This is a genomic window from Flavobacterium sp., from assembly GCF_036741995.1.
In the GTDB taxonomy this organism is placed as follows: domain Bacteria; phylum Bacteroidota; class Bacteroidia; order Flavobacteriales; family Flavobacteriaceae; genus Flavobacterium.
Genome location: NZ_DAINRG010000012.1, coordinates 1 through 12,482 on the forward strand (window position 1 = coordinate 1; position 12,482 = coordinate 12,482).

At 35.8% G+C, this 12,482-nt stretch carries 11 protein-coding genes; 10 read left to right on the top strand and 1 reads right to left on the bottom strand.

Going from position 1 to position 12,482, the window contains the following annotated elements; translation table 11 throughout:
• From V7D82_RS05870 to V7D82_RS05885, 4 genes are all read left to right on the top strand, one after another.
• The coding region (locus tag V7D82_RS05870) for a DegT/DnrJ/EryC1/StrS family aminotransferase (protein WP_333600044.1) at positions 1-869 on the top strand (869 nt) is incomplete at its 5' end.
• Between the two features lie 141 nt (positions 870-1,010).
• Positions 1,011-2,825 carry a polysaccharide biosynthesis protein gene (locus V7D82_RS05875; RefSeq protein ID WP_333600045.1) on the top strand — a complete coding sequence of 605 codons (1,815 nt, stop codon included), beginning with the start codon at positions 1,011-1,013 and terminating at the stop codon, positions 2,823-2,825.
• Positions 2,826-3,067: 242 nt separating this feature from the next.
• On the top strand, positions 3,068-3,790 hold the full coding sequence (locus V7D82_RS05880; RefSeq protein ID WP_333600046.1) for a polysaccharide biosynthesis/export family protein: 723 nt from the start codon (positions 3,068-3,070) through the stop codon (positions 3,788-3,790).
• 7 nt (positions 3,791-3,797) lie between these two features.
• The gene (locus V7D82_RS05885) at positions 3,798-6,218 is read left to right on the top strand and encodes a GumC family protein (RefSeq protein ID WP_333600047.1); all 2,421 of its coding nucleotides are present in this window, start codon (positions 3,798-3,800) and stop codon (positions 6,216-6,218) included.
• Between the two features lie 3 nt (positions 6,219-6,221).
• Here V7D82_RS05885 and V7D82_RS05890 read toward each other — a convergent pair whose 3' ends face one another.
• Entirely contained in the window at positions 6,222-6,959 is a 738-nt protein-coding gene (locus tag V7D82_RS05890) for a tyrosine-protein phosphatase (protein ID WP_333600048.1), read from the bottom strand.
• Between the two features lie 151 nt (positions 6,960-7,110).
• Here V7D82_RS05890 and V7D82_RS05895 point away from each other — a divergent pair, with 151 nt between their 5' ends.
• From V7D82_RS05895 to V7D82_RS05920, 6 genes are read left to right on the top strand one after another with little or no spacing between them, the layout of a single operon-like run.
• The gene (locus V7D82_RS05895) at positions 7,111-7,977 is read left to right on the top strand and encodes an ABC transporter permease (RefSeq protein ID WP_333600049.1); all 867 of its coding nucleotides are present in this window, start codon (positions 7,111-7,113) and stop codon (positions 7,975-7,977) included.
• Entirely contained in the window at positions 7,977-9,242 is a 1,266-nt protein-coding gene (locus V7D82_RS05900; protein ID WP_333600050.1) for an ABC transporter ATP-binding protein, read from the top strand. Before V7D82_RS05895 ends, V7D82_RS05900 begins: the two co-directional genes overlap by 1 nt.
• A 3-nt stretch (positions 9,243-9,245) precedes the next feature.
• Complete coding sequence (locus tag V7D82_RS05905; protein WP_333600051.1) at positions 9,246-10,013, top strand: FkbM family methyltransferase; 768 nt, start codon at positions 9,246-9,248, stop codon at positions 10,011-10,013.
• A gap of 8 nt (positions 10,014-10,021) precedes the next feature.
• Positions 10,022-11,095, top strand: a complete 1,074-nt coding sequence (locus tag V7D82_RS05910; protein ID WP_333600052.1) for a DegT/DnrJ/EryC1/StrS family aminotransferase — start codon at positions 10,022-10,024, stop codon at positions 11,093-11,095.
• Positions 11,095-11,799, top strand: coding sequence for a WbqC family protein (locus V7D82_RS05915; protein ID WP_333600053.1), 705 nt, complete (start codon positions 11,095-11,097; stop codon positions 11,797-11,799). Before V7D82_RS05910 ends, V7D82_RS05915 begins: the two co-directional genes overlap by 1 nt.
• Positions 11,800-11,801: 2 nt before the next feature.
• Entirely contained in the window at positions 11,802-12,482 is a 681-nt protein-coding gene (locus V7D82_RS05920) for an acetyltransferase (RefSeq protein WP_333600054.1), read from the top strand.

The following is a 12,482-nucleotide window of genomic DNA, read 5'->3' on the forward strand; positions in this document are numbered from 1 at the left end:
CGATAGTGTATTTAGGGGCCAAACCTATTTTTATTGACAGTGAACTGGAGACTTGGAACATTTGTCCTACGGTACTTGAAGAAGCTATTAAGAACAGAATTGCCAATGGTAAAAAACCAAAAGCAATTATTGGTGTTCATCTTTACGGGATGCCTTTCCAAGTTGATGCTGTAAGAGCAGTTGCCGATAAGTATGAAATTCCATTGGTTGAAGATAGTGCCGAAGCTCTCGGAAGTACCTTTAAAAGTAAAAAATGTGGCACATTTGGCGATATTTCCATTTTGTCATTTAATGGAAATAAAATCATCACCACTTCAGGAGGTGGTGCTATCGTTACCAAAACCTTGGAGCAAAAAAATAAAGCAGTATTTCTGTCTACTCAGGCCAGAGATAATGCGCCACATTATCAGCACAGTGAAATAGGATACAATTACAGAATGAGTAATATCTGTGCCGGAATTGGAAGAGGTCAGATGGAAGTTTTGGACAAGCATATTGGTTTGAGAAGAAAAATGCACGAGTTTTATCTTGATTTATTCAAAGATATTCCGGGTGTAGCGGTTTTTAATGAGCCGAATGAGGATTATTTTTCGAATCATTGGTTAAGTTGCATTAGCATAGATTCAAGTAAGACTAACGGAGTTACAAGTGAGGTGATGCGATTGGCTTTTGAAAAGGAAAATATAGAATGCCGACCGTTATGGAAGCCTATGCACCTGCAGCCTGTTTTTAAAGATTGCCTGTATTTTGGTAACGATGTAGCCGAAAACCTATTTACAAACGGACTTTGTTTGCCTTCGGGTTCTAATTTGACAGATTTAGACAGAAATAGGATTTCAAATATGGTTAAAAGCTTGTTTGGGATATAGAATTTACTTTTTTTGGTTAATTTTACCAACCACAATAATTTTTTAAAATTGACAGTCATTACAAAAAATAAACTTTCCTCTGATTTAAAGAGTTTTTGGTCCAGAATGCAATTCGGTTTCAAACTTGAAAATCTGGGTTATTTGCCTAGATGGATGGTATTGTTTTTTGATGTTGTAATCCTCTTTTTAGCTGGATTCACCACGTATTTTTTCTTTAAAGGACTGAAACTCATTTATATAAAAAACGAACTGCTTCTTGTTTCGTCCATGATTTATTTTGTGGTTAACGTTTTTTTCTTTTGGGTGTTCAGAACCTATTCGGGCATTATTCGACATTCTTCGTATGTGGATGCTTTAAAGATATTCTTTGCTCAATTCTTTTCATTCGCCTTTTTATTGGTTATCAATTATTCCTGTATCTTTTTATTTGACAAGAAATTTTTCCTAACAACAGGCTTGATAATTAACGGTTGTTTATCATTTTCGTTTCTGTTTCTATATCGTGTAGTTGTTAAACAATCCTTTGAACGTTATTTTCACAATACCAATACCAATAAACTAACAAATGCTTTGATATTTGGTTCGGATGCGAATGCTATTGCTCTGGCAAATGCGTTGAAAGTAGAGCTTCCAAGACGGTTTAAAGTGACCGGATTTATTGATATTTCTGATCAAAACACTACTAAAAGATTACTGGATTTACCTATTTTTCATTATGAACAGAACATAGCTACCCTCTTTAATGATACTGAAACGGAAGCCTTGATTATTGCCGATAAGAACCTGTCTAAAGAAGAACGGTCTCAAATTGTGGAAGATTGTTTGGAGTATGATTTCAAAGTATATACTATTCCGCTTGTAGCAGATTTAGAAGGGCAAAACGAAATTTCAAAAACAATCAAAAACTTCGAAATTCTTGATTTGCTCGAACGAAAACCAATTGTTTTAGATACTAAAGCTATTTCGGGACAACTCAAAGGGAAAAGGGTTATGGTTACTGGTGCTGCAGGTTCTATTGGCAGTGAAATTGTTAGACAGATATTGTCGTTTGAACCTAAAAAGATAATTGTAGTTGATCAGGCAGAAACACCGTTACACCATCTTAGTTTGGAAATATTGAATGTAAATCCAAATGTAAGAATTGTTAATGTTATTTCTGATATCAGAATAAAAGACACCATTGAACAGGTATTTATTAAATACAAACCCGAAGTTGTTTACCATGCAGCGGCTTACAAACACGTTCCGTTGATGGAAGAAAATCCGGCTCAGGCTGTTTTTACCAATGTCATGGGAACTAAAAATATTGCCGATTTATCGTATCAATATGGTGTTGAAAGATTTGTCATGGTGTCCACGGATAAAGCTGTAAACCCAAGTAATGTTATGGGAGCCAGTAAGCGTATCGCTGAAAAATATGTTCAATCACTGGATTACAAACTCAAACTTCAAAACGATAATGCCAGAACGAAGTACATAACTACCAGGTTTGGAAATGTATTGGGTTCCAATGGCTCTGTGGTGCCTTTGTTTTCAAAACAAATACAAGAAGGTGGCCCTCTGACCATTACCCATCCTGAAATCATTAGGTATTTTATGACCATACCCGAAGCTTGTCAGCTTGTCTTAGAGGCAGGAATCATGGGGAATGGAGGAGAGATTTTTATTTTTGATATGGGGGAGCCGGTAAAAATTATCGATTTAGCCAAAAAAATGATACGATTAGCGGGTTACATACCCGATAAGGATATTAAGATAAAGATTATTGGACTTAGACCCGGAGAGAAATTATATGAAGAATTGCTCAACGACTCTTCTAAAAATTTGGCAACGCATCATGAAAAAATAATGATTGCGGAAGAAAATTACCATCACTTTGATGAAGTCAATAAATCGATAGATGAACTAATAGAAATTGCCAATTTAAAACGAATCACTCTATTGTTTCTAAAATGAAAAAAATAGTACCCGAATACAAAAGTTTAAATTCGGAATATCAAGCGCTGGACGTTTAATATGACTAGTAATCGCCATTACAAATATCTAATTAAATTCCTATAATCTTAATTAAAATACAAAATCAAATCGTAAATTTGCACTTTAAAAATAATGAATGCGACCGTATTCTTATTAATACTTTAAAAAATAAATGTACTAAAATGATAAAAAAGTTACTCCTTTTGATAATATTTTCCTTTATGATACAGTCATGTGCCAGCAAAAAGGATCTGCTATATTATCAAGATCTTCAAGACAACTCCCAAGATTCTATCAGCTATTTATCTAATTATGTTCAAATAAATGATATCTTATTTATCAAAGTATCCGCTTTAATTCCAGAGTCAGTAGAACCTTTTAATATTTTGGTTAATGCTTCTGGAAATATCAATATCGAAACCTATAAAGTACAAGGGTATTTGGTAGCACAAGACGGAACCATTGCATTTCCTGTTTTAGGCACCTTAAATGTTGCTGGTAAAACGATTCTTGATGTACAGAATATGATTGCCAAAACCTTAAACGATAACGGATATATTAAAAATCCAACGGTTAGTGTTAGAGTTATTAATAGCAAAGTGACTGTGTTGGGAGAAGTAAGAAGTCCCGGCACTTACAGCTTTTCAGAACAAAATATTTCACTAAACCAAGCTATCGGTTATGCTGGTGATTTGACCATCAACGGCGTTAGAAAAGATGTATTATTAATTAGAGAAATTAACGGAACTAGAACTTATATTCACCTTGATTTAACAGCTTCCACTTGGTTCAATGGGCCTTACTATTATGTGAAACAAAACGATGTAATCATCGTTAATCCGAACGGACCTAAAGTTATGTCTTCCGGTTATTTGAACAGTTTGGGTAGCATATTGGGTATAGTGTCATTTGGAATAACCTTGATTTTATTGTTAAAAAAGTAAATTAGTAATGGAAAATACACAAATTGACATTCAAGAAAACGATAATAATTTTAACATTTTCGAACAGATATACAGGTACCTACGCTATTGGCACTACTTTTTAATTTCGGTTCTGATTAGTTTTTTTGTGGTTAAAAATTATCTGAATCATACCATTTCTGTGTATGAATCTAAAACCAGAGTAAAAATTATTGATGACTCTAAGAATAGTTTTGCCTTGCCCAATAACGGAATTTCATTATTTGCGAGATCTAAAATTAATTTGGACAATGAAATTGAAGTCTTAAAATCGTACAGAATAAGTGAGCAAGTTTGTAAAAATTTAAATCTCAACACCCAATATTATAACGTTGGGTACTTCAATAATTTAGAGATTTGGAAGAACAGGCCTTTTACCATAGAGTGGTTAAATCCATCCTTAAACATGGATAACCGATCCGTTTCATTTGAAATGGAAATCGTTAGCGGTGGCTATAAAATCACCAGTTTCAACGGCTCAGAAAAAAACATGGTGCTTCCCTTTAATTCAATTCAAAAAGTAAACGGGATATCGTATAAATTATCACTACAGGTTGGCACCAATTTGGATAAACTTTTAGGGAAAAAGTATCTGATAAAACACATTCCAGTAGAATCTGCTGTGCTAAGCCTTTCCAATAGCTTGAAAATTGTTAACAGCAATGAAAACTCAGATATCTTAAGCCTATTTTTAACTGGAGCCAATAGTGACAAATCAGAAGCCATCTTAAATGAAGTTGTCAAACAATTTGATGCCGATGGTTTAAACGACAGACGTTTGGTTTCTCAAAGGACAATTGATTTTGTTAATAGCAGATTCAAATCTCTGGAAAGAGAATTAGACTCTATTGAAACCAATAAAGCTACCTATAAGCGTAATAATGAACTAACTTTTATAGAAGCAGATGCCGCGACGGCTACTACTGGTAAAGTTACTGCCAAAAGCGATGTTTTTCAAATTGAAACTCAAATTGCATTGTCTAAAATATTAGATCAGACTATACGTGCAGACAGAAAGTTAAATTTGTTGCCAACCAATATTGGTGTTATCAATACTAATATTAATCAATATATTACCGATTTCAATACCATTGTATTGGAACGGGACAGACTTTTAGTCAGTGCAGGGGAAAACAATCCTAATGTCAAAATCATTAATAGCAAACTGGTCGATATTCAAAGGAATATTTTAGAATCTATTAAAGCGTATCAGCAAGAATTAGAGGTTTCTTTATCCCAAAATAATTTTATTAAAAAATCCTCCATTGAAAAATTCAGTGCCATTCCGAATGACGAGAAGATTTTAAGAGGTATTGAACGTCAACAAAACATAAAAGAATCACTTTATCTTTTACTATTGCAAAAGAGAGAAGAAGCCGCTGTTAATTTAGCCATAACTTCTTCTTCGATTAAAGTGGTTGATTATGCTTCAACAGACGGTAATCCTGTTGCGCCAAAGAGAAGCGCTTTCTACCTGGGCGCACTAATAGTGGGATTGCTAATACCATTTTTAATACTGTATGTTGGATTTCTGTTAGATGATAAATTGCATACCAAAGAGGATATGCTCAGATACACCCGAAACAAAATTATCCTTTCCGAGATTCCTCACATCGACTCCGAAGAAAGATTAACCGGAGTAAACGATAGGTCTTTACTAGGCGAATCCTTCAGGATCTTGAGAACCAATTTATCCTATGTTTTACCTTTAAAAACGGATCAATTAGGGCAAACCATTATGGTAACTTCTACCATAAAAGGAGAAGGGAAAACATTTACGGCTCTCAACCTATCCATATCATTCTCTTTAATGAATAAAAGAATCTTATTGATTGGGGCTGATTTGCGTAATCCACAGTTGCATAATTATTTAAATATCAAAAAGAACGAAATTGGTCTTCAGGATTATTTGCATGAAATTACGATTGACTGGAAAAATATTATCAAGAAAAACCAACTGGACAATCCTAACTTAGATATCATCTTGTCGGGTAATATTCCACCAAACCCGGCCGAATTATTATCCAACGGACGCTTGGAAAAACTGGTACAAGAAGCCAGACATGAATATGACTTTATCATTATTGATACAGCACCAACATTACTGGTAACGGATACATTGTTGATTTCTCAATTGGTTGACACTACACTTTATGTGGTTAGAGCCGGATTTACACCTAAGAAAATATTAGAATTTTCAGTTAACTTAAGCGATAGAAAGAAACTGAAAAACATGGTGTATGTTATCAATAATATAGGCATGAATTATGGGTATGGCTATAAATATGGCTACTCTTACCGATACAAATACAGTTATGCTTACGGCTATGGTTATGGCTACGGTTCAGAGACAAATGCCAAAAAATCGTTTGTAAAAAGAATATTTTCTGTATTTAAAAAGAGTAAATAAGACTTAAAAATCAAAGAAAGAATTGTTTTGAAAAAGCGATGAAAAGTGTTCATGGTTTTTCAAAACAATCTTTTTTTGCAGACACTCCAAATGTCGGATATGATGAACATCAGAACCAAGAAAGTCAATTAATCCTTTTTCTATTAAGACATCACTTATTTTAGAAACTCTTTCGCCATAGTATCCTACGGCTGACAAAAGATTTAATTGAAATAAGCATCCCACTTTTTTTAATTTTTTATAATCACTCAGCGAATGGTGGTAAAAATTATAGCGTTCCGGATGAGCCAAAACCGGCTGGTAACCGGCCACTTGAAGCTCAAATAAAATGTCATATAGTTGAATAGGCGGACTCAAATAGGAAATTTCAACAAGCACATAATTATCTTTCAACGTTAAAAGAGGCTCTCGGGTGAAAAGCTCTTTAAATTCTCCGTCAATCATATATTCTGCTGCCGCTTTAAATCGAGGTTCAATGTTTGGAATGGTTAGCGCAGCCACTGTGCTATGCTGTTTTTCTTCAATTTGAGTTCTTGAATTGTTCCAAACTTCCCCCATGACATGAGGCGTTGTGATGAATTTTTTAAAACCAACTTTTTCTAATCCTTTGATTAATTTGGATGTATCTTCAATGTTTTCTGCACCATCATCTATTCCGGGCATCAAATGAGAATGAATATCTATAAAGTCGTCAGGAATTAAATCGCGTAAAAAAGGCTTTTTCTTGAAAAAATGTATCAAAGCAATTGATTTTAATTTGTAAAATTAGTGAAATTAAAAGTATTTATTTCAAATAAAAATTGTTTGCTAAATAAATCAAGTTAACCTTTTTTGCACCTTTTCTAATTTATATATTTGCAAATAAGAAACTTAAATCAAATTAAAAGCAATAATGAAAAACAGTAGTCAATCTCAAGATTGGGATTTAGTTATTAAAGGTCATACCTCGCTTTTTGATTTAAAATTTAAAGACCTTTGGCACTATAGAGATTTGCTTCTTCTGCTTGTAAAAAGAGATTTTGTCAGCTTCTATAAACAAACGATTTTAGGACCACTTTGGTTCTTTATTCAACCCATTTTCACCACTATTGTCTTTACGTTCGTTTTCGGAACATTAGCCGGAATCAGTGCCGATGGTTTACCACACCAACTTTTTTATTTAGCCGGAATCACATCGTGGAATTATTTTTCCGATTGTTTGACCAAAACCAGCACTGTATTTAAAGACAACGCCAATATTTTCGGGAAAGTATACTTCCCCCGACTGATTATGCCGTTGAGTATAGTGGTGAGTAATCTGGTCCGATTCGGAGTTCAGTTGCTTTTGCTGCTGTTAATGATGCTTTATTTTTATTTTTCCCCAATACCCAATACCAGTTTTCACATAACTAACGGAATCTTTTTATTCCCGTTATTGGTGTTGTTAATGGCTTTGTTGGGTTTAGGCATGGGATTGATTATCACGGCAGCCACCACAAAATATAAAGATTTAACATTTCTGGTTACCTTTGGAGTACAATTGCTGATGTATGCAACCACAGTGATTTATCCCTTGAGTGCGGCGCCGGTGGCCTACAAAAAATACATTGAACTCAATCCAATGACTGGTATTATCGAAGCATTCCGCTATGCTTTTTTAGGCAAAGGAGAATTCACGGTTTGGAGTATCGGTTACTCCACTTTAGTTACCGTTGTAATTTTGTTTTTTGGCGTGATTATTTTTAACAGAACCGAAAAAAACTTTGTCGATACTATCTAATGAGCCATCCAATTATACAAGTAGAAGATTTATCAAAAGCCTATCAGATTGGGCAAATTGGAACCGGAACCATTTCCAGGGATATTGAGCGTTTTGTAATTACCAAAATTCTGGGGAAGGAAGATCCCTTTTTAAAAATTGGCGAAACCAATGACAGAAGCCTCAAAGGAGAAAGCGATATCGTTTGGTCCTTAAAAGACATCAATTTCGAAATTCAACAAGGAGAAGCTGTTGGAATTATCGGTAAAAATGGAGCTGGAAAAAGCACCTTGTTAAAATTACTTTCGCGGGTTACAAGTCCAACAACCGGACAAATAAAAGTGAAAGGAAGAATCGCCAGCCTGCTCGAAGTAGGAACCGGTTTTCACCCGGAATTGTCAGGAAGAGAAAATATTTACCTGAATGGCGCGATTCTGGGCATGCGCAAAAAAGAAATCACCCGTAAACTGGACGAAATCATCGATTTCTCAGGAGTTGAACGCTATATTGATACGCCTGTAAAAAGATATTCTTCCGGAATGTACGTTCGTTTAGCCTTTGCCGTTGCGGCGCACTTAGAAAGCGAAATTCTTATCGTTGATGAAGTGTTGGCTGTTGGTGATGCTGAGTTTCAAAAGAAATGCCTTGGTAAAATGGGCGATATCAGCAAAGGACAAGGCAGAACCGTTTTGTTTGTCAGCCACAATATGGCCGCTGTAAAAAGTTTATGTTCCCGTGGAATTGTTTTGGAAAACGGCTTAATCAAAAAAATTGATACCGTAGAAAATGCCGTGGGTTACTACCTGAGCGGTGATTCCGAAGCTCAAAACCAAATTACCTTTTCCAATGCTTACGACAAAAAGGAATTTACGTTGCATCAGATTAGCATCAATCCCGTGGGAAGTACTTCCGATACTGTTTTAGACGAATACCAGGAAATCGAAATCAATACGGCCATCACGCTGAAAGAAGTCGATAACAGCCTTCATTTTACGTATGTGCTGAACAATGAATTTGGCGAAGCTTTGTTTACGTTTTCTCATACAGGTAGCGGGCTTAAGCTGCATCCCGGACTGAATAAAGTAAAATGCGTTCTGCCCAAAGGATTCTTAAATATAGGCTCTTATTTCTTATCGTTTTATGTAATTGAAAATGCTAAAAAAACCATCTTTGTCGAAAAAGACATCATGACCTTCAACATTCAGGAAGGCGAGCGGGCAATAGGATCGTGGATGGGAAAAGAACCCGGATTTATCAAACCAATTTTTGATTGGTCAATCAAATAAACAATGAAAAAAACTGCCAAAAATATATTCTTCAAACTGACGGCCAAACTCTTTAGTAGTCTTGGGTATGAACGAAAAAGAGACTTAAAGACCTTAGATTTATATACCAAAACCTTATTGCTGCAAACGTTTTTCAATAACTTGAAAGCCATGGGTTTGTCACCAAAACACATAGTTGATGTAGGAGCCAATCACGGAACGTGGACCAGAGAAACCTTGACGTATTTCCCGGAAGCTCACTACACGCTGATTGAACCTCAGGAATGGCTGAAACCTTCTTTTCAGGACTTATTAGAGGCAAATTCCAAAATAGAATATTTGCCGGTTGGTGCCGGTTCGAAACCAGGTTCGTTTAAGTTTACCATTGTAGATAGAGATGATAGTTGTTCCTTCCGGTATACCGAAGAAGAAGCAAAGCAAATGGGCTTCAAACAAGTCGATATTCCCATCATCACACTGAATGATTTGGTGAAATCCGATAACAAACCTTTTCCTGATATTGTCAAAATTGATGCAGAAGGTCTGGATATTGATGTACTGCAAGGTGCCAGTGAACTTTTTGGCAAAACCGAAGTCTTCATGGTCGAAGCCGGTGTAGTAATTAAAGAGTTTGAAAATAGCTTTCTGAAAATGATTAACTTTATGGATGAAAAAGGCTATCGATTATTCGAAATAACGGATCTAAACCGTCCATTTACGCCCAACGTCTTATGGTTGGTAGAACTTGCCTTCGTTAAGAAAAACGGAATAATCGATTCTTATAAAATGTAATTGTTGAAATGATAAATGTAACCAAAGCTTTTTTGCCGCCCATAGCCGAATACCAAGCCCAAGTGCAACGCGCCTGGAACAACGTTTGGTTGACCAATCGTGGCGAATTAGTTCTGGAACTCGAAGAAAAACTCAAGAATTATTTATCCATTTCCAACATCATAACCACCAATAACGGAACCATTCCGTTGCAAATAGCGATGAAGTTGTTTGGCAACGGTGGCGAAATTATAACTACTCCATTTTCTTATGTAGCTACTACAGCAGCCATTGTTTGGGAAAACTGCACCCCGGTTTTTGTTGACATTCATCCGGATTATTTGACGATTGATGAAACCAAAATTGAAGCAGCCATAACTTCAAAAACTACAGCCATTCTGGCAACGCATGTTTTCGGAAATCCGTGCCATGTGGAAGCGATTGAAGCAATTGCCCAAAAACACAAACTAAAAGTAATTTATGATGCCGCACATTGTTTCGGCGTGACTTACAATAACCAATCGATTTTCGATTTTGGCGATATGAGCACTTGCAGTTTTCACGCGACCAAGTTGTTCCATACAGCCGAAGGGGGCGCCATGTTTTGCAACGATGAAAAATGGTTTAAGCAATTGTATTACAGCCATAATTTTGGTCACAAAACCGCTTTAGATTTTCATGGACTCGGTATCAATGGAAAAATTTCTGAGCTCCAGGCAGCTATGGGATTAGCAGTGTTGCCGTATATGGAAACGATTTTGGGAGAAAGAAAAAAAGTAGTCGATTATTATAATTCGAACATCGATTTTTCAAAATTGAAAGGACTTAAAATAAGAGAAAACACTCAGTGGAATAACAGCTATTATCCCATCATTTTTGAAACGGAAGCTGAGTTGTTGCTTATTGAACAAAAATTAAACGAACTCCAGATTTTCCCGAGAAGATACTTTTGTCCGTCTTTAAATACCATTGAATACACCAATGGAAAGCCCATGCCGGTTTCAGAAAGCATCGCTTCCCGAATTTTATGTTTGCCGCTATACGTTGGCTTAACCACTCCCGAATTAGATACTATTATTTCAACAATAAACACCAACCTATAATGAAACTGGCTGTCATGCAACCTTACCTGTTTCCTTATATTGGCTATTTTCAGTTGATTAATGCTGCGGATAAATTTGTGGTGTATGATGATGTAAACTTCATAAAACAAGGCTGGATTAACAGAAATTCCATTTTGGTTGGTGGCCAAGCTTTTCTTTTTACGGTTCCTTTAGAAAATCAGAGCTCTTTTCAGAAAATCAATGAAACCTTTTTAAACCAAAAATTCTATCCGTCGTGGGCTGATAAATTTTTAAAAACCATCGAGCAGAATTATAAAAAAGCACCGTTTTTTACTGATGTTTTTCCAATGCTGAAAAAAATATTGCAAACCGAAAATCAATCCATAGCCGGTTTGGCGGTTAGCAGCATAAAATCAGTGGCGGAATACATCGGAATTGCTACTGAATTTGTGGATTCTTCTGTAAACTATAACAACCAAAACCTGAGTGCCCAAACCCGGGTTTTAGATATTTGCACCCAGGAAAAAGCCAGCCAGTACATCAATCTTTCGGGTGGAATGGCCTTATATTCCAAATCTGATTTTTCAGAAAAAGGAATCGAACTGCAATTTATTCAAAGCGAAAGAATAGAGTATAGCCAATTTAATGATAATTTTGTTCCAAATTTGTCGATTATAGATATACTGATGTTCAATGAGGTGTCGAAAATAAAAGACTTTCTCAACCACTACAAATTACTATGACCATGGAAAAGATTATAATATTCGGCGTAAGCCAATTAGCCAGTTTAGCCCATTTTTATTTTGAACACGATTCGCCGCATGAAGTGGTAGCTTTCACGGTTGACAAAGATTATATAGAGGAAAAGGAATTCAGAGGCTTGCCGGTAGTGGCTTTTGAAGACATCGAAAAAAATTATCCGCCATCGGAATACAAGATGTTTTTGCCGATTAGTTTTAAGCAAATGAGTTATTTCCGCAAAGCCAAATACGAAGAAGCCAAAGCCAAAGGATACCAATGCGTAAGCTATGTTTCCTCAAAAGCCACGACCTGGCCCGATTTAAACATTGGTGAAAATTGTTTTATTTTTGAAGACAATACGATTCAGCCTTTCGTAGAAATTGGTAATAATTGCGTGCTATGGAGCGGCAATCACATTGGGCATCATACGACCATTAAAGACCATGTTTTCATTACCTCACACGTAGTGATTTCGGGTTGTTGTGAGATTGGAGAGAATTCTTTTTTTGGAGTCAATGCTACCGTTAGAGATGAAACGGTAATCGGCAGAGGTTCCTTAATCGGGATGGGAGCCATTATTACTAAAGACACACCGGAATTCAGCATTTGGCTTGGAGCTAAATCAACCATGCGGGAAGGAAAGAGTATTGATATCGACAGTATTTCGCATAAAACAAAAGGATAA